This window comes from Betaproteobacteria bacterium (assembly GCA_009693245.1).
GTDB lineage: Bacteria > Pseudomonadota > Gammaproteobacteria > Burkholderiales > SHXO01 > SHXO01.
Map to the genome: position 1 here is coordinate 1 of SHXO01000059.1, position 21,261 is coordinate 21,261.

23 protein-coding genes are annotated in these 21,261 nt (G+C 59.5%); 13 read left to right on the forward strand and 10 right to left on the reverse strand.

Annotated features, from left to right (window positions below; genetic code table 11):
* Positions 1-42: 42 nt before the first annotated feature.
* Both EXR36_10595 and EXR36_10600 read left to right on the forward strand, forming a co-directional pair.
* Complete coding sequence (locus EXR36_10595) at positions 43-1,038, forward strand: tRNA dihydrouridine(16) synthase DusC (protein MSQ60065.1); 996 nt, start codon at positions 43-45, stop codon at positions 1,036-1,038.
* Between the two features lie 50 nt (positions 1,039-1,088).
* Positions 1,089-1,829: a transporter substrate-binding domain-containing protein gene (locus EXR36_10600; GenBank protein ID MSQ60066.1), complete on the forward strand. Its 741-nt coding sequence runs from the start codon at positions 1,089-1,091 to the stop codon at positions 1,827-1,829.
* 9 nt (positions 1,830-1,838) lie between these two features.
* Here the strand turns inward: EXR36_10600 and EXR36_10605 are convergent, their stop codons facing one another.
* Complete coding sequence (locus tag EXR36_10605; protein MSQ60067.1) at positions 1,839-2,198, reverse strand: HNH nuclease family protein; 360 nt, start codon at positions 2,196-2,198, stop codon at positions 1,839-1,841.
* A gap of 699 nt (positions 2,199-2,897) precedes the next feature.
* A complete protein-coding gene (locus EXR36_10610; GenBank protein MSQ60068.1) occupies positions 2,898-3,800 on the reverse strand; it encodes a hypothetical protein in 903 nt (300 codons plus the stop codon).
* A 502-nt stretch (positions 3,801-4,302) separates the two neighbouring features.
* Between EXR36_10610 and EXR36_10615 the strand changes: the two genes are divergently transcribed.
* The 6 genes from EXR36_10615 to EXR36_10640 all read left to right on the forward strand — a co-directional run bounded on the left by EXR36_10615 (position 4,303) and on the right by EXR36_10640 (position 6,898).
* Positions 4,303-4,539: a hypothetical protein gene (locus tag EXR36_10615; GenBank protein ID MSQ60069.1), complete on the forward strand. Its 237-nt coding sequence runs from the start codon at positions 4,303-4,305 to the stop codon at positions 4,537-4,539.
* A 101-nt stretch (positions 4,540-4,640) separates the two neighbouring features.
* The gene (locus EXR36_10620; protein ID MSQ60070.1) at positions 4,641-4,925 is read left to right on the forward strand and encodes a putative toxin-antitoxin system toxin component, PIN family; all 285 of its coding nucleotides are present in this window, start codon (positions 4,641-4,643) and stop codon (positions 4,923-4,925) included.
* Entirely contained in the window at positions 4,922-5,395 is a 474-nt protein-coding gene (locus EXR36_10625; GenBank protein ID MSQ60071.1) for a hypothetical protein, read from the forward strand. The genes EXR36_10620 and EXR36_10625 overlap by 4 nt, the downstream gene beginning before the upstream one ends.
* A gap of 27 nt (positions 5,396-5,422) precedes the next feature.
* Positions 5,423-5,521: a hypothetical protein gene (locus EXR36_10630; protein ID MSQ60072.1), complete on the forward strand. Its 99-nt coding sequence runs from the start codon at positions 5,423-5,425 to the stop codon at positions 5,519-5,521.
* A gap of 91 nt (positions 5,522-5,612) precedes the next feature.
* Positions 5,613-6,536 (forward strand): cyclase family protein, encoded by a 924-nt coding sequence (locus EXR36_10635; protein MSQ60073.1) that lies wholly within the window; start codon positions 5,613-5,615, stop codon positions 6,534-6,536.
* Positions 6,537-6,619: 83 nt separating this feature from the next.
* Positions 6,620-6,898: an Lrp/AsnC family transcriptional regulator gene (locus EXR36_10640; protein MSQ60074.1), complete on the forward strand. Its 279-nt coding sequence runs from the start codon at positions 6,620-6,622 to the stop codon at positions 6,896-6,898.
* 10 nt (positions 6,899-6,908) lie between these two features.
* On the opposite strand, the gene EXR36_10645 is transcribed toward EXR36_10640, so the two are convergent.
* The 3 genes from EXR36_10645 to EXR36_10655 form a co-directional block, all read right to left on the reverse strand.
* Complete coding sequence (locus EXR36_10645; GenBank protein ID MSQ60075.1) at positions 6,909-7,349, reverse strand: hypothetical protein; 441 nt, start codon at positions 7,347-7,349, stop codon at positions 6,909-6,911.
* On the reverse strand, positions 7,350-7,910 hold the full coding sequence (locus EXR36_10650) for an HNH endonuclease (GenBank protein MSQ60076.1): 561 nt from the start codon (positions 7,908-7,910) through the stop codon (positions 7,350-7,352).
* Between the two features lie 73 nt (positions 7,911-7,983).
* A complete protein-coding gene (locus EXR36_10655) occupies positions 7,984-8,529 on the reverse strand; it encodes a hypothetical protein (GenBank protein ID MSQ60077.1) in 546 nt (181 codons plus the stop codon).
* 143 nt (positions 8,530-8,672) lie between these two features.
* On the opposite strand from EXR36_10655, the gene EXR36_10660 reads away from it, so the two are divergent.
* From EXR36_10660 to EXR36_10675, 4 genes are all read left to right on the forward strand, one after another.
* Entirely contained in the window at positions 8,673-8,966 is a 294-nt protein-coding gene (locus EXR36_10660; protein MSQ60078.1) for a co-chaperone GroES, read from the forward strand.
* A 23-nt stretch (positions 8,967-8,989) separates the two neighbouring features.
* A complete protein-coding gene (groL, locus tag EXR36_10665; GenBank protein MSQ60079.1) occupies positions 8,990-10,621 on the forward strand; it encodes a chaperonin GroEL in 1,632 nt (543 codons plus the stop codon).
* A 100-nt stretch (positions 10,622-10,721) separates the two neighbouring features.
* Positions 10,722-11,534, forward strand: a complete 813-nt coding sequence (locus EXR36_10670) for a CoA synthetase (GenBank protein MSQ60080.1) — start codon at positions 10,722-10,724, stop codon at positions 11,532-11,534.
* The gene (locus EXR36_10675; protein MSQ60081.1) at positions 11,531-12,265 is read left to right on the forward strand and encodes a CoA synthetase; all 735 of its coding nucleotides are present in this window, start codon (positions 11,531-11,533) and stop codon (positions 12,263-12,265) included. Before EXR36_10670 ends, EXR36_10675 begins: the two co-directional genes overlap by 4 nt.
* On the opposite strand, the gene EXR36_10680 is transcribed toward EXR36_10675, so the two are convergent.
* From EXR36_10680 to EXR36_10690, 3 genes are all read right to left on the reverse strand, one after another.
* Positions 12,262-12,522 (reverse strand): RNA-binding protein, encoded by a 261-nt coding sequence (locus EXR36_10680; GenBank protein MSQ60082.1) that lies wholly within the window; start codon positions 12,520-12,522, stop codon positions 12,262-12,264. The genes EXR36_10675 and EXR36_10680 overlap by 4 nt on opposite strands.
* A 12-nt stretch (positions 12,523-12,534) precedes the next feature.
* Positions 12,535-14,037 (reverse strand): DEAD/DEAH box helicase, encoded by a 1,503-nt coding sequence (locus EXR36_10685; GenBank protein ID MSQ60083.1) that lies wholly within the window; start codon positions 14,035-14,037, stop codon positions 12,535-12,537.
* A gap of 390 nt (positions 14,038-14,427) precedes the next feature.
* Entirely contained in the window at positions 14,428-15,525 is a 1,098-nt protein-coding gene (locus EXR36_10690) for an OmpA family protein (protein MSQ60084.1), read from the reverse strand.
* Positions 15,526-15,870: 345 nt separating this feature from the next.
* On the opposite strand from EXR36_10690, the gene EXR36_10695 reads away from it, so the two are divergent.
* A complete protein-coding gene (locus EXR36_10695; protein ID MSQ60085.1) occupies positions 15,871-16,488 on the forward strand; it encodes a glutathione S-transferase family protein in 618 nt (205 codons plus the stop codon).
* Here the strand turns inward: EXR36_10695 and EXR36_10700 are convergent.
* Positions 16,485-17,444: a DMT family transporter gene (locus EXR36_10700; GenBank protein MSQ60086.1), complete on the reverse strand. Its 960-nt coding sequence runs from the start codon at positions 17,442-17,444 to the stop codon at positions 16,485-16,487. The two genes, EXR36_10695 and EXR36_10700, sit on opposite strands and share 4 nt — an antisense overlap.
* On the reverse strand, positions 17,389-21,261 hold a 3,873-nt coding region (locus tag EXR36_10705; protein ID MSQ60087.1), incomplete at its 5' end, for an AsmA family protein. The genes EXR36_10700 and EXR36_10705, both read right to left, overlap by 56 nt.

Here is a 21,261-nt window from a genome sequence, read left to right on the forward strand (position 1 = left end):
GGGGGGGTAAACTCATGCGCCGTTTCAATTCTCAGCCTTGTAATGACCATCCTGCTTGCCCCCATGGAGGGGCTGGTCGATTTCGTCTTGCGCGACATCTTGACGCGCGCGGGCGGCATCGACCGTTGCGTTTCGGAGTTCATCCGCGTCACCGGCACGCTGCTACCCGAGCGTGCCTTTCGGCGCGTCATGCCGGAGCTAGACCATGGCGGGCGCACGCCAGCGGGGGTGCCCGTGCGAGCGCAATTGCTGGGTTCCGACCCGGAGTGTCTCGCCGAAAATGCAGCCAGGCTGGCCACCTTGGGGCCCGCGGGCATCGATCTGAATTTCGGCTGCCCGGCCAAGAGCGTGAACCGCCACCGGGGAGGCGCGGTGCTGCTGGACGAGCCAGAGCTGATCGGGAGAATCGTCGCGGCCGTGCGGCGTGCGGTCCCCGCACCCATGCCGGTGTCGGCCAAGATGCGATTGGGTTATCTCGACTCATCGAAGACGCGCGAATGCGCGCTCGCCATCGCCTCCGGCGGCGCGGACGAACTCGTAGTCCATGCACGCACGAAAGCCGATGGTTACCGGCCGCCGGCCTACTGGGAGCGCATCGCGGATATTCGCGCCTGTGTGAATATTCCGGTGATCGCCAACGGCGAGATCTGGAACGTGGAGGATGCCTTACGCTGCCGCGCGCTATCAGGCTGCGATGCGCTGATGCTGGGGCGTGGCATGGTGACGGACCCTGGCTTAGCATTGGCCATCAGAAAGCGGGACAGGACGGGCCTCGCGGAATCGCACTCACCGGACATCGAGTGGGAGGCGCTACAGCCTCGCATGGCGGAATTCTGGCAAATCGTCAGTGTGCATTTGATTCCGGCCCACCGCGCCGGGCGCTTGAAGCAATGGCTCAACTTCCTGCGCCGGCGTTTTCCCAAGGCACAGGCGGCCTACAATGCAGTGCGAACGATCAATGATCCGACTCTGGTGAACCAGATTCTGTTTGGCGCCAGCGGCCTGCTCCATGCAGACCGGGAATTGCTGGCGGCATGAATATCCTCACCCATCTTGTTTGCGCATTTTTCTTGATAACGCTTAGTCCCATGACACACGCTGACCTCCCCTCCTCCCGGGCCGAGCTTGCGCCTAACGCGAAACTGCGCGTGGGCATCAACTACGGCAATTTTCTTCTGGTGACGAACTATGTTTCCGGCACCGAGCCTCGTGGCGTTGCACCCGATCTCGGGCGCGAATTGGCGCGGCGGCTCGGCGTACCAATCGAGTTCGTCGTATTCGATTCAGCCGGCAAACTTGCCGGCGCCGGGAAAACCGGCGCGTGGGACGTGGCGTTTCTCGGTAACGAGCCTCAGCGGGCACACGAAATTGCGTTTACCGCCGCGTACCTGGAAATTCCCGTCACCTTCCTCGTTCCCGCCGGATCGGCCATTCGCACCATCGCGGACGTGGACCGCGAGGGCGTGCGCGTCGCCGTCGCGCGGCAAAGCGCCTACGATCTGTATCTCACGCGCAATCTCAAGCACGCGCAACTCGTGCGCACGGAAGGTATCGACGGCTCCTACGACCTTTTCATCAACGAAAAGCTCGAAGTGCTTGCCGGCCTCAAACCCCGGCTCGTAACCGACGCCGAGAAACTCCCCGGTTCGCGCGTTATGGAAGGGCAAGCCACCTCCGTCAAGCAGTCCATCGGCACCCTCCATGGCCGCGAGACAGGTTCCAAATATCTGCGCGAATTCGCCGAAGACGTGAAAGCATCGGGCCTCGTCGCCCGCTTGATCGCTCAGTACGGTGTGCGCGGCGTGTCCGTCGCGCCGCCGGCGCAGTAATGACCGGGACTAAGTCCGCTTTTTAGACTCTAGCTTCGCCTTCAAGTCAGCGAAGGGATTGAACGTCGCGTTCGGCGTAACACTCCCCGCATCCGTTCGCCCCGCCGAGTCCAGCAGCTTGGCGTGTTCGTTCTCGTGACAGTAAGTGCAGAGCAATTCCCAGTTACTGCCATCCGGCGGATTGTCGTCGTGATTGTTGTTCTTGTGGTGCACTTCGAGGAGTTTAAGGTTGGCGTGCGTGAACGTGCGCGCGCATTTTCCGCACACCCATGGGTAGAGCTTCAGCGCCTGCGCTCGATATCCCTCGGCGCGCTTCTCGGCGTTGCGCCGGGCTTCCAGCACCACTTTGTCCAGCCGGTCATTTGCCATGGGGTCCTCGTCCCTGCTATCCAAGGAAAGTATAGCCGGTCGCCTACCGAGCATTCCAAGAACGCGCGACCGGAGTTCCATTCAAGGGCGTTTCCCTCATCCCCACCCTTCTCCCGTGGGGAGAAGGGCTTTTCCTCCCTCGCCCTCCGGGAGAGGGAACGAGGGTGAGGGAAGAATAAATCCTGAATGACGAAAAGATCAATAGGACAGCACTCGCGAACTTGGGACGCCGATTCCTGGTGGGAGAAAGTCGCCGGGGGTAGCCCGGCAGCTACCTCCTTTTCTTGCGCGGCCAAGAAAAGCAGGCAAAAGAAGGCCGCCCCAACTGAACCGCCCCTTGCGGGGTGCCCTGCGTTACTCGAAGCGGCGGGGCCTGCGGAACTTGTCCGCGCAAGAAACGCGCGGCCTTCGAACAGTCCTCGGCGAAATCACCCGCCACTTCTGCGTTACTCGGCGGTTCAGTAGGGTGAGAACATCAATCACACCCAATCTGAAAGCGTAGCGCACCGCGAACGCGGCACTATAAGTCATATGCTCTCATGCAATTCAACCGTTTCGCGGTCCCCTGAGCGATTAGCTCGCTGGCGGATAGCGGCGAAGCAAGCGCACATCTTTATACAGTTATTCAGGCGCGACCCTTTTCACACGTTCGGCGCGTCCCGTGAAGCAAAAAGTTAGAAGTTTCCCCATTTGCCTCGGTTACGCTGAGCACTTCGCTTCTCCCGTTCTCCGGTACTTCTGCTCGAACCACTCCAGGAACTTAGTAACTCGATCGGGAGGGAAATCTTTCCGAACGTCGATGACAAACAACTGACCAAATCGGGCGTAGTAGATCGCCAGCCGATTAATCTCTCCCCCGTGCCTTTGGTCCGCGAGCCCTTCGATTTTCGAGAGCGCGTAATAGCGCAACAACTGATCCACGTCGCGTCGATCCAGGCCTTTTCGCGCCGTGCATTTTACGTCGATGAGCATATCGTCGATCACGAAGTAAGGCTGGTTCAACGCAACCGGATTCTCACAGCGAAATGCTGGCCTAAGTAGGCATCTTTGTCGGGCGCGAAAGGCTTCACGATCCATCATGGCGAAAATCGCCGCAACGTCGTTCAAGCAGCAGTCATCTGTGCTCGGGAAGTCAAAAGGAATCAGCACTGAGTCACTCATTTCCCTTTGCACCTGGCGAAAACTTCCGATGATCTTGGCGATCATCCACCCTGACGCCAGCAGATCGCGCGTCAGCACCCCATGGTGAATGTACTCTGTGCTACAGCCATCCGCATTTCGCACAGCCGCTCTAAGCTGTTGTACCGCCTCCTCTGGTACCGACGAGTGGGAATACACTGTCGCAAAGCCCCTTCTGAACTCGGAACGTTCAAGGCCAGCGCCTACCAGCACACCTCCCTCGCCGCGTGCCGCAAGTTCCGCGAAATCGACAGCATCGGCCGCGACGCAGCGCCCCGGCTCGGCCATCGGATTTAGCCGCTGAACTTCGGGGTAGGCGTCAGGTCTTGCAACCGAGCAATCCTGCAACCAGTCGGTCTGAATCGGAGACAGCCAGATAGTCCATTTATCTAATGACTGTGCCGCGAAAGCGGCGTAGCGCATTTCTCTGGTTCCAGTGTTGAAGTGCCCCCCTTCTGAACCGCCAAGTAACGCAGAAGTGGCGGGGAAAGTTGGCGAGTACTGTTCGAAGGCTGCGCGCCTTTTGCGCGGACTAGTTCCGCAAGCGCCCATCGCTTCGAGTAACGCAGGGTACCCTGATAGGGGCGGGGCAGTAGGCGCGGCCTTTCTTCGCTTACCTTCTTTGGCCGCGCAAAGAAGGGGAGTAGCCGCCGGGCTACCCCCGGCAAATTTTCGCGATACCGTTGCGCGTGGGACCGCACGTACTTTTGGCGCTCACGGCCACTCGACCCAATCTCTCCCTCACCGTCGGTCCTTTTCCCGGTGGAAAAGGGAAGAAACAGCGGTCCGGATTCTCTCGGAAAGCGATGAGAGTGGATCGTCATGTATCACCGGTCACCACTCACCGGCAGGCAATATGTCATCTCTTTCCTTTGATACGGAACACCGGTATGATTTATTCACACTGAAAGGATTACGATCTCCCATGAGCACGGCAGTCAGGAAAACCATCTCACTACCCGCTGGTCTCGCCAAAGATGCCGAGGCACTGGCCCGCGCGGAGGGCAAGACTCTTAGCGCCGTTATTCTGGACGCCCTTCGCCTGGCCGGAATCGAGCGCCGCCTTCAGGAACTGCGCGATGTTCAAGGTTACTGGAGCCGCAAGGCTCACGAAAAGGGAATCCTTACAGAACAGGATCTGGACCGCTATCTTCGGCAATGAAGGTCGTCTTCGACACCAACATCCTGGTGCCGGCGCTAGTCTTTCCCGGCGAACGCGCCGAGGTGGCACTGCGCCGTATTATCGAAGAGCATTACTAGTTACTGCTTTCCAAACCAATTCTGGATGAATTGCTGGGCATCCTCGCCAGAAAATTTTTGCGAGATGCCGAGGAGCTTGCACACGCTGCCGTTTTTGTATCCAGTCTCGCAACTGCCGTAAGATCCCGCCGCAAACTCAAGGTCCTGGCGGATGAGCCCGGCAACCGAATCCTCGAATGCGCGGTCACTGGCCGTGCTGACGCGATAATAAGCGGAGACAAGCTGTTGCTCAAGCTTAAGGCGTACGGCGGGGTGAGACTACTCAGCCTGCGCGAATACCTCGCATGATCGCTCCAAAAACCGAGAAAGCCTACACATTCGCAGCATTGGTCCGAGTAACTGACCGTTTGCTACCCTCAACGAAAATCGCCAAGTCCGCCTTTGGCGGACCAATCGCAAGGTACCGATGTCCAATGACTAAATGGGGACGCTGGCATATGAAACGACTCGTTGTGTTTTTGTTGGCAATGGTTTGGACCACATCGCTTTGGGCAGGCCCACGGGAAGACGCGCTCGCCGAGTTCGAAAAATTCTTCGCGTATTTCAAAACCGATAACCACGACCAGTTGGTCACGCTGTTTTCTTCCGATGCCTTGTTCATTGGGACGATTTCGCCAGAGCTGGTCACCACACGCGAACCGCTGCGCGAGTACTTCGTGAAGGCCTTGTCCAGCATGCGGGGGGAAGTGAAAGCGAATCTATTCGGCACGACCGCGACTTTACTCACGGACGACGTCGTCCTCGTCACGGCCGCATAGCAATCCGAGCGCACGCTCGATGGAAAGATGACGACTAATGGCCCTTCGCGAAACACGTCGGTGATGCATAAGCGCGGCGACCGCTGGTATATCGTGCAGTTTCATAACTCCTGGAAACCGAAGTGAGAGGACCCCGTAACGGCTGATCGCCGTATCATTTCGCCCCGTATCGTTTCGCCCTCGGAGTAACGCGCTTGGAAGTGATACATTGCGAGCCATGACCACACCATCCACCCAGAGGAAACCCATGAAGCTAAAAAACTCCTTGCAACTCATGATCGGCGCCATGTGCGCCAGCGTGGCCATGACCACCTCGCTCGTCCGCGCCGACGACGCTTTGGTCCCAGCCTTGAAGGCGGCGAAGGTGATCGAACTCAATTTCATCTGGGATGCGCGCTCGCCGCTCCTGTCCTTCAACCCGCCCTTCGCCGCATCGCTCACCAACACTCACAAGCAGACGAAGGGTTGGATTCCCGAGCTGAGCTTTGCCGCCGACATGATGTTCTTCAGCGGCCAGCACGGCGCCCCCACCCTCGACGCGCTTGGGCATATCGGCCACAACGGCAAGCTCTTCGGCGGTCTGGACGCGGAACAGAGCGAGATGCCCAGCGGCTTGACGGCCCTGGGGGTTGAAGCCTATCCCAAGGAAAAGTTCGTCAACCGAGCGGTGTTGCTCGACGTCGCACGCTTCAAGAACGTGGAGGCCCTGGCGCCCGGCGAGGAAATCACCGGAGCGGACCTGGAAGCCACGGCCAAGGCGCAGAAGGTGGACGTGCGCGCCGGGGATTCGGTGCTGATCCGCACGGGCTACGGCAAGTTCTTCGGCGACAAGGCCAAGTACATGGGACTGCGTCCCGGACCGGGCGAAAGCGGCGCCAAATGGCTCGCGGAGAAAAAGATTTTCCTGGCCGGCGCCGACCAGCTCACCTTTGAGGTGTATCCGGAAAAGGGCACGATCTTCCCGGCCCACCGGATTCTCATCGCGGACAGCGGAATCTACATCGTGGAGAACATGAATCTGGAAGAGCTATCCGCCGCGCTGGCGGCTCGCAAGGATTACGCATTTTCGTTGGTTTTGAATCCCTTGCGGCTGCGCGGCATGACGGGTTCGCCGCTTAATGCGTTCGCGATATTGCCGTGAAACGGGAAGCGTGAGACGTGAGAACAACCCGCGGCCCCTCCTCACCCTTCACGCTTTACCCTTCACGATGATAAGGAGCACACATGGTTAACGCAATCGTATTGTTGAACATCGCCCGCGCCCGTGTGGGCGAGGTAGCGGAGAAACTCGCGGCCATGGAAGGCATTTCGGAAGTGTATTCCGTGGCGGGGCGTTTCGATCTGGTGGCGATGGTTCGCGTCAAGAGTAACGAGGATTTGGCCGACATCGTCACCAACAAGATGCAAAAGCTCGAAGCGATCATAGCCACCGAAACCCTGATCGCTTTTCGCGCTTACTCCCAACACGACCTGGAGGGGATTTTCTCCATCGGTATGAAATAGGCCGGCAGGCCTATCTAGAGGGCAGCGGAATGCGGCCGATAAGAGCCGGATTGGTGAGCAAGGCGGCGGTGAACTCGCGCTGCAGTTGGTCGCGAAAGACGTTCTCGCGCTTGACAAAGCTTTCCATCTCGGGTGCGCTGAATACTTTTTCCAGGAATTCCAGTTCCTTCACGCTGTAGGTCCCAGCCATGGCGCGTGCGATGACTTGGCGCAGGGCCTTCACCACCACAGGGTCACGCAATGCATCCAAAGCCGCCTTGCTTTGTTCCGGAGGCAGGGCCTGCAAGGTTTCGTAGATTTGCCGGGTCGCGATCTGCCTGTAGGCGGGCACTTGAAATAATTTCTCGGCCGCAACCATGCGGCTGCTTTCCGGCTCTTGCGCGTAGGCGGCGGCCCAACTGGCGCAGAGCAGGCAGGCGCTGACGATCCGGCAAAGGGAGCGAATAGGCATTCAGCTCAAATGCAAGCGGCTGTGCTTTGGCACCCGCGCCATCAGGTATTCCATCTGGTCTTGCAATATGCGGCGGTTTTGCAGGATCAGATGCTCGTGGCGGCTGGGTATGTAGGGCGCGTACAAGAGCGGCATGTGAGCCGCCTCGGGAGTGCGGCCCCCCTTCAATGTGTTGCAGGTGCGGCAAGCGGTGACGACGTTCATCCAGCGGTCCCTCCCACCCAGGTGCAAAGGAACCACGTGATCCCGCGACAAGTCCCCCTCACGGAAGCGCGAGCCGCAATAGGCGCACAATTGCCGGTCCCGGCGGTACAAGGCCCAGTTGGTCAGATGTGGCTCGGATTTCTCCTCCCGCGCCACGTCCGCGGGCCCGCGGATGGCGATGATGCTACGGGTGGAGATGGAAGAGCGCTGCCCGGTGAGCCGGGATAGCCCCCCGCGGAAGGTGCACACCATGTCGCCTATGGACCACGCCACCATTTCGCGGGCGTGATAAGTGATGGCCTGCTCGATGAGCAACCAGCGGTTGGGCCGCCCCGCCATGTCCAATGCCAGAATCATGGCCGCCGGCCGGTAGGGTTCGGTGCTTTGAAGCTGCAACTTCGCCTCGGCAGATAGTATTCCGGGATGGATTCTAGGAGACATCGGGCTCGGGGCCAACCCCTCCCCCTCGAACCGGGGCAGGCGCTTCTCCATGGAGTTGCTTGAATAAGCTGGATTCGCGCTTATAGAAGCCTTCCGTATGAAACGTTTCGGGGAATTGGTAGAGCTCATAGTCCAGATGGTGACACAACTCATGAAGCAAGGTTCGCACAAAGGACTTGTAGGCCACCACCTGCTTGCGCGCCACGGTACGCATCCATACGGTGATGGTGGCCGCGGCGGGCGGCTCATTGGGTTCGTACAGGCCGTGCAACTCGCCCCATTGGCCGTGAGGGCGCACCGCCAGGACCTTGACCTGGATGGGAGGAACGCCCAAGCGGGCCACCAGGCCGCTCACCAGGGCTTGGCTCGCCACCCCGACTTCCTGCCGCTGGTCCGCCTGCAGCCCCGCGGCAATGCCGGCCAACAGCGCATGGTCGGATTCCAGTGGGGCGAAGGGGATCTCATGGATCTCGTCGCTGCGCGAATAAATACGCTTCCGGGGTGCGGAAAGGCGGTCAAAGTAGGCGAATGGCATAACTCAAGTCTAAGCCAGAATCCTTCTCCCGCCCCTTGAAATGCCTCCGGCCGCCCCCATGTGGGCCGCACGTTGGCCCTTGGACCGTTCGTGTCCGGCCAGCTCAACCCCAATCCAACCGTTGAAAAATGGAGTAACGCGTTATGAAAATTCGTCCTTTGCACGATCGCATCATCGTGAAGAGAGTGGACGAGGAGCGTAAAACCGCCTCCGGCATCGTCATCCCCGACACCGCCGCCGAGAAGCCCGATCAAGGCGAGGTCATCGCCATCGGCACCGGCCGCAAGACCGAAGAGGGGAAAGTCATTCCCTTGCAAGTCAAGGTGGGCGACAAGATTCTGTTCGGCAAGTACTCCGGGCAGACCGTGAAAGTTAAAGGCGAAGAGCTGCTCGTGATGAAAGAAGAAGACGTCATGGGCGTGCTGGACAACGCTTAACATCATTCAGAGGATCAAAGATCATGGCTGCAAAAGAAGTTAAGTTCCACGATTCCGCCCGCCACCGCATCGTCGCGGGCGTCAACATCCTGGCCGACGCCGTCAAGGTCACGCTGGGACCCAAGGGCCGTAACGTCGTCATCGAAAGATCCTGGGGCTCGCCCACCGTCACCAAGGACGGCGTGTCGGTCGCAAAGGAAATCGAGCTGAAGGACAGGTTCGAGAACATGGGCGCCCAGATGGTCAAGGAAGTGGCTTCCAAGACTTCGGACATCGCGGGCGATGGCACCACCACCGCCACCGTGCTGGCCCAATCCATCGTCCAGGAAGGCATGAAGTACGTCGCCGCCGGAATGAATCCGATGGATCTCAAGCGCGGCATCGACAGAGGTGTCAGCGCCATCGTCGATGAGCTCAAGAGGATCTCCAAGCCCTGCTCCACCACCAAGGAAATCGCCCAAGTCGGGTCCATCTCCGCGAATTCGGATTCCGACATCGGCAAGATCATCGCCGATGCCATGGACAAGGTCGGCAAGGAAGGCGTGATCACCGTCGAAGACGGCAAGAGCCTGAATAACGAGCTGGACGTGGTCGAGGGCATGCAGTTCGACCGCGGTTACCTGTCCCCCTACTTCATCAATAACCCAGACAAGCAAATCGCCGTTCACGAAGACTGCTACATCCTGTTCCACGACAAGAAGATCTCCAACATCCGCGATCTTCTGCCGGTGCTGGAGCAAGTCGCCAAGTCGGGCAAGCCGCTGTTGATCGTGGCGGAAGAAGTCGAAGGCGAAGCGCTAGCCACCCTGGTGGTGAACAACATGCGCGGCATCCTGAAGACCTGCGCCGTGAAGGCTCCTGGCTTCGGCGACCGCCGCAAGGCGATGCTGGAGGACATGGCGGTACTGACGGGCGGCACGGTCATCAGCGATGAACTGGGCTTGAAACTCGAAAACGTCACCTTGAAGGATCTCGGCCGTGCCAAGCGCGTGGAAGTCGAGAAGGAAAACAGCATCCTCATCGACGGCGCGGGCGACAAAGCCCAGATCGAAGGCCGCATCAAGTCCATCCGTACCCAGATCGAGGAAGTCACCAGCGACTATGATCGCGAGAAGCTGCAAGAGCGCGTCGCCAAGTTGGCGGGCGGTGTGGCGCTGATCAAGGTCGGAGCCGCGACGGAAGTCGAGATGAAAGAGAAGAAGGCCCGCGTGGAAGACGCGTTGCATGCCACCCGTGCCGCGGTCGAGGAAGGTATCGTCCCCGGCGGCGGCGTGGCGCTGTTGCGTGCGCGTTCGGCGCTCGCCTCCCTGAAGGGCGACAACCACGACCAAGATGCGGGCATCAAGATCATCAGCCGCGCCCTGGAAGAGCCGCTGCGCTGGATCGCCTACAACGGCGGCGTGGAAGCCTCCGTGGTGCTGAACAAGGTAGTGGAAGGCAAGGGCAACTTTGGCTACAACGCCGCCACCGACCAGTACGGCGATCTCGTGCAAATGGGCGTGATCGATCCCACCAAGGTCGCTCGCTGCGCGTTGCAAAACGCGGCGTCAATCGCGGGCTTGATCCTCACCACCGACGCCATGGTGGCGGAGCTGCCCAAGGACGACAAAGCCCACGCCATGCCCCATGGTGGCGGCGGAGATATGGACTACTAGTAGTTCCGGTCTTCCGCGCATCAAGAAAAGCCCCGCTCATGCGGGGCTTTTTCTTTTCCGATGCATAATGGGATCGCTACGACAGCGGAGGCGTTTATCTATGTGGGTCACCTTGGAATCCATGGCGCGAAGCGTTCCCGATGGCGCCATGCTAGCCGTGCCGAAGGACAGCAGCGGTGTCGCCATGGCCGCCACCAGGGAACTCATTCGGCGTGGCGTTCGGGACTTGCATCTCGTGTGCGTTCCCACCAGCGGGATCCAGGCGGATTTGTTGGCCGGCGCGGGAGCGGTGCGCTGCATTGAAACTTCCGCCGTGACCTTGGGCGAATATGGCACCGGGCCACGCTTCGCGGCCGCCGCGAGGCAAGGAACCGTGCACGTACTCGACTCCACCTGTCCGGCCATCTACGCCGCGTTGCAGGCTGGCCAAAAGGGGCTGCCATTCATTCCGCTGCGCGGGTTGATAGGGAGCGACGTGATGGCCCGGAGGGCCGATTGGAAGACGATCAGCAACCCCTTCGGCGAGGATGATCCCATCGCGCTCCTTCCCGCATTGCGGCCGGACTTCGCGCTATTCCACGCTTCCATGGCCGACCGCGATGGCAACGTGTTCATCGGCCGCGAACGCGAGGTCTTGCTCATGGCTCAGGCGGCCAAGCAAACGCTCGTCACCGTGGAGCGCATGGCGGAGGGAAATTTGTTGGAAGATGAAGCACGCGCTGGCGCGGTGATTCCTTCGATTTACATCACTCAGCTCGCGCTTGCGCCGCGCGGCGCATCACCCTTGGGTTATCTGGATTTGTACGAACAAGACGAGATCATGCTCGGCCGCTATGCGCGCATGGCCCGCACCGAAGAAGGATTCAATGCCTTCGTGCAGGAGTGGCTCCGGCACGAGGCGTTGACGGCATGATCTCGCCGTGTACCCAGACTGAGTTACTGATTTCGGTCATTGCCGGTTTGCTTGGGGGCTGTGCGCACGTTGCTGTCGGCGCCTCATCGCCCATCCCCGGCTCGGCGGCCATGTTGGCACGCAAACTCGCGGGCGCAAACCTGCGGGTCTCCGTGCTTGGCTCGCGAAAGAATAATTTCTTCACCAATGGTGGCGTGGAACTCTTCGATCTAGCGGCGCAGGGGCGCATCGATGCCTTCTTTCTGGGCGGCGGCCAGATCGATGGCGAGGGCAACATCAACCTCGTGGGCAGCGGCGAGTATCCCAACACGGACGTGCGCTGGCCAGGCTCTTTCGGTTCGGCTTACTTGTACTACCTGGTGCCCAAAGTGATCTTGTTTCGCGAGGAGCATACGCCGCGCGTGATGGTGCCGAAGGTGGATTTCATCAGTTCTCCTGGAACCAGCGCGGCCAATGTGCACCGCCCAGGCGGGCCCACTCACCTGCTCACGGGATTGGGATTATTTTCCTTCGCGCGGGACAAAAAAAGATTTCGCTTGGAAAGCGTTCATCCCGGGCACACGGCGGATGAGATCGCGGCGCAAACAGGCTTCGGGTTTGACCGAGCCCTGCCTACGCCGCAAACCCCATTGCCTTCGGCGGAGATTCTGCGTTTGATTCGCGGCGAAATTCGCGAGCAGGTCGCGGAGACCTACCCGCGTTTCGCCGCCAGTGCGGCCTTTGGTGGCTAGCGCCGCCGGCCGCCCATCTGCGGCTTTGCTTCGTTGACCCGTACGGGCTGGCCGCGAAGCTCTTTCCCGTTCAACCCGGCGATGGCCGCGAGCGAATGGGCTTTCCCTGGCATTTCGACAAAGCCGAAACCCTTTGAGACGCCGCTGAATAGCTCGCGCATCAATTGCACCGATTTCACTTGGCCGAAGGCTCCGAAAGCCTCGGTCAAATCTTTCTCAGTGACCTCGGCGGCAAGGTTTCCAACGTAGATGTTCATGAAGACAAACTCCTAGTAACTGCGCGTGCGCGCGGAAAATGAACGCCCAGCAGGGGAAGCAGGCTTCCCCGCCCGGCGCGGACGGTTGCTGAAATCGTTGCTCGCGGATTCGAAGCCACCAATACTGACGCTGCGCTCGGCACGGGGTGCCTGGGCTGGCCGGTTGCGGCGCTGGCCAGCGGGAGCGCTGGCGGGTGCGCCAAACACGGGTTTGCGATCCGAGGAAAAGGCGCGCTCTTGATACGCCGGCCGGGCGGTGCCTTCGTGTTTGGGCCGGTGGTGCGAGCGAGCATCATCGCGGCTGCGCTCCGCACGCTCGGTGCGCGGCCGTTCCGTGTGAACATGCTTGCTCGTCCCATCGGCAGCCTGAAACTGGAAATTCGACGGCGTGCGCCGCTCGATCTTGTACTTGAGATGGCGCTCCACTGCCATCATCGCGCCGCGCTCCGCTGGTGTCACCAGCGATATGGCCTGCCCCTTCAGGCCGGCACGGCCCGTGCGCCCGATGCGGTGCACATAGCCTTCCGGGGTCATGGGCAAATCGAAGTTCACGACGCCTGGCAATCCGTTGATGTCGATGCCACGCGCGGCCACGTCGGTAGCCACCAATGCCTGCAACCCGCCGCGCTTGAACTCTTGCAAGGTGCGGGTGCGTTGGGCTTGGCGTTTGTCGCCGTGAATGGAATCGGCGGTGATGCCCGCGCGTTCCAAGGCGGAAGCGAGCCGGTCGGCCCCATGCTTGGTCTTGGTGAATACGAGAACTTGCTGCAAGTCTTCCGTGGTGATGAGATGCTTCAACAGCGCGGTCTTTTGCTCTTGCGCGATCATATACACCGACTGTGTCACCAAGTCCGTGGTCTTGCTGGCATGCGCGACGTCGATCGTGACCGGATTGCGCAACGTGGTACTGGCAAGTGCGCGCGTTTGAGCATCGAAGGTAGCGGAGAACATGAGCGTTTGGCGCTCAGGCGACAACAGCGTGGTGATACGGCGGACATCGGGCATGAAGCCCATGTCCAGCATGCGGTCGGCTTCGTCCAACACGAAGATCTCGACGTTGCGCAAATCGATGGTGCGCTGCTGGACGTGATCGAGCAAACGCCCGGGCGTGGCGACCAGGATATCCACGCCGCGTTGCAGGGTTTGAATCTGTGCCCGCATGCTCACGCCACCATAGACGGTGGTGGACACAAAACTGGCGTAGGCGCCTAGCATGCGAATGTGCTGCTCGACTTGGACCGCAAGCTCGCGGGTAGGGGTTAAGATCAGGGCGCGAATACGGCGGCCCGCGCCTTTTTGGCGCGGTGCCATGGCCAAACGATCCAGAAGCGGCAGAACGAATCCAGCGGTCTTGCCGGTTCCTGTTTGCGCCGTTGCCAAGAGGTCATCCCCTTTTAATACGACGGGGATCGCTTGGGCTTGGATGGGAGTGGGAACGCTGAAGCCTTGTTCGGCAATAGCACGCAATAGCTTGGCCGACAGGCCGAGCCCTTCAAAGGACTGACTAATGGAAATCTCCTAGATCGGCCTGCGAAACGCGCCATGGGCGCGCAAAGAACCGGTTCAGGCTGATATGACGTTACTACGTTGAGTTGAGGTTTGCTCCATTGAAAAGAGCAACCGGAGGGGCTTGAGATGCGGACCGGATGACGCGACGCAAGATCCAGGGCGCGCAATATACGCAGGTTGGCTCAAAAAGTCCCGCACTTTTTTGCGACGCCGCAAATCCCGTCCTTGTTACCCGGCAAAGTAGGCATCCTGGGAATGGCGGTGCAGCTTCCAACAGCCGTGGATCGAGTGATCGATCGCACGGGGACTGCGTTGGGAAAGCACCAAGAGACTATCGCCAAAAACGAACAGGGCACCCGAAGGTGCCCTGTCGCAAACCGTCCCGAAAACGCGTGGTTATTCGAGTTCCACGCTCGTACGCAGAATCGAGGCTTCGATTTCCACCCTGCGGTCAGGCTGCAGGCAATCGATTTTGTCTTCCAGTGCCAGCCCCTCGCAGTCTTCGGGCTTCGTGAGCGGATTGTCTTGCCCCTTTCCGGTTACGGAGATCTTGTACTCCGGCACACCGCGACCGCGCAGGTAGCGAGCCACCGCCAACGCCCGCTTGCGCGACAGTTGTTTGTTGTATTCCACACCACCGATGCGGTCCGTATAACCCAATATATCCAGGCGGTCGTATTCGGCGCCGTCCAATTGCCGTGCCAGCTTATCGAGCTTGGCCTTGACTTCATCGCGCAACAAAAAGTTGTCGAAGTCGAATTGGCCGTTCTCTTCGACACCCAGCACCATCGGTAGGGCGCCGCCCAAGGTCTGGGGAATGAAGTCCTCATTCACGTTGGATTTGGATACCGCCACATCGATCGCACCATTGCGGTTGCGATTAGAGGCGCTCCTGCGCCCGCCCTTGGAGCCGACAAACCCCTCCTCGGCGTCCAATTTAGCCAGGGATTTCTCGGAAGCACCCTCCGCGAATACGCTACCATCGGCCGTGATTTCCCCAGGGGCTGCCCACCCTTTGACTTGTCCCTTCGAATCCAAGGCGACTAAGCCCGATACATCACCTTCTTGCTGGTAAATGCGCGAATAAGGTCCGAAGGCAAAGGCCGAGGCATATTCCTCGTTGGAATCCGCAAGCCCTGCACACCGGCGAGCGGCTTCCACACGCTCCGCAATACGCTCCGCATCGCTCAAGCCAGGCGCGAAAGCGTATTCCTCTTCGTCGAAGAAACCGCGTTTCTGGAAATCGCGATTGGAATCGAAGTCCGCGGCCAATTGATCCGGGAGACTACGGCCGTTGTTGGCGCCATGGCGGTTGCGATCACCAGCCGCCAAAGGAATCACTCGCACCGTCACCTTCCGCCCCAGTCCCATTCTTTTCCCGCGCAGCGCGTTTCGCAGCCGCCTTTTGCTCCTCCAATGCCTTACGCTCCAGCGCTGCTTGTTCGGCCGCGGAGACTGCTCCTTTCGAGTGCATGGAGGAGTTCCCCGAACCATCCCGGCTGCCTTTGCCCGCGCATCCCGCCAAACCCAACATCAGAATTACTAGCGCGCCCCGGCCAGCTTTCAGCGCGGTTTCGTATTTCAAATTCCCGATATTCATACCAGTTCCTCCTACTTCGCTAAGTGATACGGCGATTCCTCGCTTGCAGAATTGCGATTCAATCCACGGAGTTTCACAATAACATTGCGCTAAGTGCAGCGACCACGCATGGCGTTATTCAAGCTTCGCGCCAAGGCCATTACTTCACACTTGTGCGCATGATTTTCCGGTGTGAAACAACATCAAATATTCCAGCGTTATAATGGGCCGCCCGAACATATCCTCTCGGAGAGCAACGAATGATCGACTTATATCTGGCGGGAACCGCTAACGGATTGCGCGCATCCGTTGCCTTGGAAGAAGCGGGGCTACCTTACCGCGCCCACAAGCTGGACCTGGCGAAAGGGGAGCAACGCTCGGTGGAGTACTTGAAGATCAACCCCGCGGGAATGATTCCGTCCCTGGTGGATTCCGAGGGACCGGATGGCCGGCCGCTCACCATCACCCAATCGGGCTCCATCGTGCTCTATGTGGCGCAGAAGAGCGGTAAGTTGTTACCGCGGAGTCCCGCCGCTCATGCGCAATGCATGCAATGGTTCATGCAAGCTGCCAGCGATGTCGCCGGTACAAGCGGAGCCATCTTTCAATTAGAGATGCGTACCCCTGAGAAAAGCACCCTTATCACGGAGTACTTCAAGAAACGCCTGCTGGATTTTTTCGCGCATGCGGACATGAATCTCGCTGGTAAGGAGTTCTTGGCCGGCGAATTCAGCGCCGCCGATGTGATGCTGTACCCCAATTTCGCGGCGCGAAAAGCACTACTCGACGCGGCGGGAGGTTATGAAAATCTCCAAAGATGGGGAGCCACCCTCGCGGCCAGGCCCGCGGTGCAACGCGGAATGAAAGCCGCCGCTTAAGCTCGGTGGCGCCAGAACACGAGGCCCACGCCCAAACACGTAATCGCCATCCCAAGTAAAGAGATGGTTGTGGGCACCACGCCGAAGGCCAGCCATTCTAGGACCACGGCGATGATGGGCGTGAGATACATCAAGCTAGTCACTCGCGTTGCCTGCCCCCGGCGCATGAGCACGTGCAGCGCATTGAATGCCAGCAAAGTCGCGAGCACGACGAGAAACCCTAGCGCGGCCACGAAGGGCCACGACCACTCGATGCGCCCGCCCTCCACCCAATAGCCCAAGGGCGCCACGAACAACAGCGATATGAGCAATTGCACCAGCGATGCGCTACGCAGATCCACGCGCGGCGTGAAGTTGCGCTGGTAGAGCGAACCCGCGGTAATCGCCACCAAGGACACCGTAACGGCGCTTAGGCTGGCGCCCGAGATGGCTTGGATATCGATTTTATGCCACACGACCAAAGCCACTCCACCCAACCCCAATACAATCCCGGCGCGTTGTAGGCGGGTCACGGTTTCGGAGAGTACCGATGCGGACAAGACCGCCGTCAGCAAAGGTTGGGTAGCGAGAATAAGCGCGGTAATGCCGGCGGACAATCCATAATGCTGCGCGCTATGGCTTCCGCCCAGATTGATGGCATGCATGAGTAAACCTCCAACCATTACATGGAACCATTGCCGTGGAGAATCGGGCCATTGAACGCGGCTGCGTAGCACGATGAGCAATAGTAATAAAGCTCCGATGGAGAAGCGCAACGAAAGGAGCATGTAGGGCCCCGTATATTGCAGTGCGGTCTTGGTGGCGATGAATCCCACGCCCCAAACGATAACGAAATACCACGCCAGCAAAGCCGTGGAGAGCCGGCCGTAATCCGAAAACATATAATTTACGAGGAGAAGATTAAGTACGCGGCTCGCGATTCTGCTTGAGCGCATTGGCGCATACGTCGGCGCCATCCCGGGGGATGCTCTTGGAAAATAGCCGCTCGAAGGGCGTGGTAACGATCGAGGTCAACAAGCGCGCCGTGGTACCCGCCACAGCGGCAGCGCTCACCAGGATCTTGGGATCCGTGATTTTGCCGGTGACCGCGATGGGCGTCGCCAGGCTAAAAAATTGTGCTTTCTTGGGGGTGGGCTCTAGCTGCAATGCGAGCGTCTCGGAATCGAAGTCCACGCGCGCCTTGCCTTTCACCCGCATGCGGCTGGTATCGAGCAAGATGGAGTCTTCCGTCAACACGCCATTCTTTAGGTCGAAGCGCCCCACGGCGCAATTGACCTTGGATTCAGACGCAGGGTCCACCGCGGGGATGAGCGCCACGAAGAGGTTCACTGCCCACAAGTCGAATATGCCGGACTTCATATTCTTGGGCCACACGGCGAAGTCCACGCGGCCATCGCCGTTTTGCATGGCGTGATAAAGACTGGGGGTATTGGAGGCAAGGTCCATCTGCAAACTGAACAAGCCTTGCAAATCACTACCGGGCTTCAAGCGGCGCGCCAGCACGCCATAATCGAACCGGTCCACGCGAATCTTGGCATCCAGTGCGATGGCGGATTCCGTTGGGCGATAGCCCATCGCCAATTTCACGGAACCGCCCGGTACATTGACTTCCACGGGGCCCAATACCAACTTACCGTCATAGAGCGAGGCATGCAACGATCCTCCGCCCAGCCGGTCCGCGCCGGAAAGTACTTCTCCCACTTCCACCACTAGCGCCATGTCCTGCCGCTTCAGCGTGGCTGGACTTAACATCGCCTGCGTTTGCGAAGAGGCTTGCTTTGCTTTCGCGCGCAATTCCTCCTCACTCAATTTCTTTTCTTCCTTGGCGGGTTTCTTCTCCGCCAGGGCCCAACCCTCCAGTTTGAAATCATCCAACTGCACCTTGGGAGCGGAGAGTTGAACGTCTATTTTGGGCCGCGTGCCTCCGGTGGCGACGCTGCCTTTTCCCTTGAGTTCGCTGCTCCCCACCTTCAGCGTCATGCCGGGCATGTCATAGCCCGCCTTGGACATTCGGAAACGGCTGCTGAGCGCGTAAGGCCCCCAATGGGGTAGCGACGTACGCGCCAATTCATCCAGGGAATTTATGTTGCTACCCGCCACGGATAATTCCAGCTCGGCTTCTTGCTTAGAGATGGGAAGCGAAACCTTACCAGACAAACTCAGCTTGGTTCCAGCCGTCTCCACCGCCAGGTTGAAGGGAACGTGCGATGCGCCACGCGCCAGCTCCGACACCGATCCACTGGCCAAGGAGATTTTCACTGGTGTCTTGTCGATGAGTCCATCCAAATACAAATGAACGGGTTGTTTCGGCTTGGCTTCCACTTGGCCCTTGGTCAAGCGTATGCTGAGTCCGCCCTTGCCACTGGCGTCGCGCACGACCATTTCACCCGATTCCACCGCCGCTTGCAGCGCGGAACGATCCAGCATCTCTCCGAGGCGATGCCCCTTGGCGAGAAGTTGCAGTTGAAGAAGATCTGCTTTTACATCCAGGGATTCCACCAGGCGTAGGGTTCGCAGCATGCGGCCGATATCCACTTGTCTGGCGGCCACCCACACAGCAGCCTGCGGCTCGTCTTCGCGCAGATCCAACGCCAAGGCACCATTAAGCGTTGTGCCGGCGTACATCGCCGAAAAAGGCGACGCGTACATCTTTCCTTCGCGGATTTTTCCGGCGAAGGTGATACCCGTTACCGGAGCGGGACTAAGCGCGATACGCTGAATGCCCACATCGATGTCGGCATCGGTCAAGTCGATGCCTTTCGGCAGGATGGGGAGTTCTATCACTGGTTTCGAGGGCCCAGGTTTGGGGGGCGGAAGCATGGATTCCAGCTCCGCCAATTCCAGGTTCTCCACCCGCAATGTGGCTTGCACGAGGGGCTTGCCACCGATCCACACCCGCGCGAAATTTCCCGCCAACTTGGTCTGGCCTAATTGCACCAGTAGATCGCTCAATCGCCACTCGTCGCTTTGTACTTGCACGCGGCCCGCTATCGCTACAGGTGCGCGTGACTTGGGCGAGAGGCCTAACCAACGCGCCACGTCGCCCGCGCGCGGGCTATTGAATCTGATGGCCAAATCCGTCCCGGCGTCTTTTCCAGGTGCCGCTACTTGGCCTTGTATGCTTAGTGTCGCACCCGATCCCACGATGCGAATTTCCACGGGCCAGCTAATCTCCTCGCCAAGCGCGAGAAGATCCCCCCCCATGAAATCCGCCGTGAACGGTTCACGCAGTAGCGTGCCGCGAATTTTTCCTTGCAACCGGCCGCCAGCGGGCAAAGCTATGTCCGCGCGGTCCAGGCGAACTTCCACGGGCCGCCCGCCCTCCACATTTCCGTAGCTGAGTTGCCCGTCCGCGATCTCCAACTTCATCTCCAACGTATTGGCGAGTGCGGGCAGGTTTTTTCCAGTGGCGGCGAAATGCAAGAGAAAATGCCCAAGATTGCCTTGCACGCCGCTCGCACCGGTCAGCAACCGCGCAAGTTGCACTAGCGTGGTCTTGCGCGCGCCCAAGTTCAGGAGAAAGGACGGATTCTCCGCCGCCCCGTCCAGCCCGATTTCGCCTTCTAGGGGTACCCGAGCGATGGTCGCCTTGACAGGCGCTTTCAATACACCACCATGCAAGCTCACCTGCAAGGTGGACTCGCGTACATCCCCGGGCAATCCCATCCAACGATACACCGTCAGCGATAAATCGGCCTCCACGAGCGAGAGCTCGCGAAATTGAAATTGCCGTTTCTTCAGCGCCTCCAGATCCACGGGTTTGCCTGCTTCCTCGGGCTCGGGCATGCGCGTCTTGGCGCGAAAGGGCGTGACATCGAATACGGGTAGGTGAATCTCGCCCTTGACACGTGCAACGCTCTGCGTCAAATCCAATCGCAATTGGCCTTCCAGGACGCTGTTGCCCATGGCGCCGCGCAGATCGCGAATATCGAGTACTCCCTTTTCCCATGCGACCTTGCCGCTGAGTCCCGTCGCGCCCACCGGCGGCAAATGCACTTGTAGCAACCGCTCTAGTTGCGAAAGATTGTCGGTGCCAAGACCAAAAGTGAGATTAGCGCTGGTTCTCCCGGCGTCAGGCAGCACTTCGCCATTGATCACCAGCGAAGTGCCCGCGAATTCCAGAGCGAATTCCAATGGCCAGGGAACGCCGCCTTGGGAGAGCGTCGAGAGTGTGCCACCTGTCACTGAAACCGTATAGGGAAAACTCTTCTCCACGGTGCCGTTCATTTTGAGGCTAATCGGTTTGCCCTCCCCTCCTTCTCCCTGCAAATCGTCCAAGGTGAAGGAATGGGTGGCCAGTTTAGGACCACCCACATAATCCACCAGCAGTTCCTTGAGGGCAATGCGCTGTACCTCGACTAATCGTAGCGGTGCCTTCTTGCCTGGGGCCTTATCGGCTTCATCCTTGGACGCCAATTGCAATAGCCAATTAACCTGCCCCCTGGCGTTGCGCTCCAGATGCACTATCACGCCTTGCGCGGACAACTCGCGCACTCGCACCTCACCGCGCAACAGGGCGAGCAAGTCCACTTGCAAGGAGGAGTGTGCGAGGCTCGCGAAAAATGGCGAGGAGAATCCGGCCGGATTGGCGATGGTGATTCCGCCCACGCGAAAAGACGGGGTCAGCGTGGGTTGCATTTCCAGCGGTCCCTCGAACCGCACTTCGCGCCCGATGGCGTGGCCCATGGCGTCCGAGAGCTGGCCGCGCCAAGGCGAGGCGCTCAAGGTGATACCAAGCGCCGCGATGGCGACAGAACCCACGACCAACACGAC

Bases quoted from the DNA above. Each gene is read 5' to 3' on its own strand.
- EXR36_10595 (MSQ60065.1), top strand. From the start codon at position 43: ATGACCATCCTGCTTGCCCCCATGGAGGGGCTGGTCGATTTCGTCTTG.
- EXR36_10600 (MSQ60066.1), top strand. From the start codon at position 1,089: ATGACACACGCTGACCTCCCCTCCTCCCGGGCCGAGCTTGCGCCTAAC.
- EXR36_10605 (MSQ60067.1), bottom strand. From the start codon at position 2,198: ATGGCAAATGACCGGCTGGACAAAGTGGTGCTGGAAGCCCGGCGCAAC.
- EXR36_10610 (MSQ60068.1), bottom strand. From the start codon at position 3,800: ATGCGCTACGCCGCTTTCGCGGCACAGTCATTAGATAAATGGACTATC.
- EXR36_10615 (MSQ60069.1), top strand. From the start codon at position 4,303: ATGAGCACGGCAGTCAGGAAAACCATCTCACTACCCGCTGGTCTCGCC.
- EXR36_10625 (MSQ60071.1), top strand. From the start codon at position 4,922: ATGATCGCTCCAAAAACCGAGAAAGCCTACACATTCGCAGCATTGGTC.
- EXR36_10630 (MSQ60072.1), top strand. From the start codon at position 5,423: ATGACGACTAATGGCCCTTCGCGAAACACGTCGGTGATGCATAAGCGC.
- EXR36_10635 (MSQ60073.1), top strand. From the start codon at position 5,613: ATGACCACACCATCCACCCAGAGGAAACCCATGAAGCTAAAAAACTCC.
- EXR36_10640 (MSQ60074.1), top strand. From the start codon at position 6,620: ATGGTTAACGCAATCGTATTGTTGAACATCGCCCGCGCCCGTGTGGGC.
- EXR36_10645 (MSQ60075.1), bottom strand. From the start codon at position 7,349: ATGCCTATTCGCTCCCTTTGCCGGATCGTCAGCGCCTGCCTGCTCTGC.
- EXR36_10650 (MSQ60076.1), bottom strand. From the start codon at position 7,910: ATGATTCTGGCATTGGACATGGCGGGGCGGCCCAACCGCTGGTTGCTC.
- EXR36_10655 (MSQ60077.1), bottom strand. From the start codon at position 8,529: ATGCCATTCGCCTACTTTGACCGCCTTTCCGCACCCCGGAAGCGTATT.
- EXR36_10660 (MSQ60078.1), top strand. From the start codon at position 8,673: ATGAAAATTCGTCCTTTGCACGATCGCATCATCGTGAAGAGAGTGGAC.
- groL (MSQ60079.1), top strand. From the start codon at position 8,990: ATGGCTGCAAAAGAAGTTAAGTTCCACGATTCCGCCCGCCACCGCATC.
- EXR36_10670 (MSQ60080.1), top strand. From the start codon at position 10,722: ATGTGGGTCACCTTGGAATCCATGGCGCGAAGCGTTCCCGATGGCGCC.
- EXR36_10675 (MSQ60081.1), top strand. From the start codon at position 11,531: ATGATCTCGCCGTGTACCCAGACTGAGTTACTGATTTCGGTCATTGCC.
- EXR36_10680 (MSQ60082.1), bottom strand. From the start codon at position 12,522: ATGAACATCTACGTTGGAAACCTTGCCGCCGAGGTCACTGAGAAAGAT.
- EXR36_10690 (MSQ60084.1), bottom strand. From the start codon at position 15,525: ATGGTTCGGGGAACTCCTCCATGCACTCGAAAGGAGCAGTCTCCGCGG.
- EXR36_10695 (MSQ60085.1), top strand. From the start codon at position 15,871: ATGATCGACTTATATCTGGCGGGAACCGCTAACGGATTGCGCGCATCC.
- EXR36_10700 (MSQ60086.1), bottom strand. From the start codon at position 17,444: ATGGCGCCGACGTATGCGCCAATGCGCTCAAGCAGAATCGCGAGCCGC.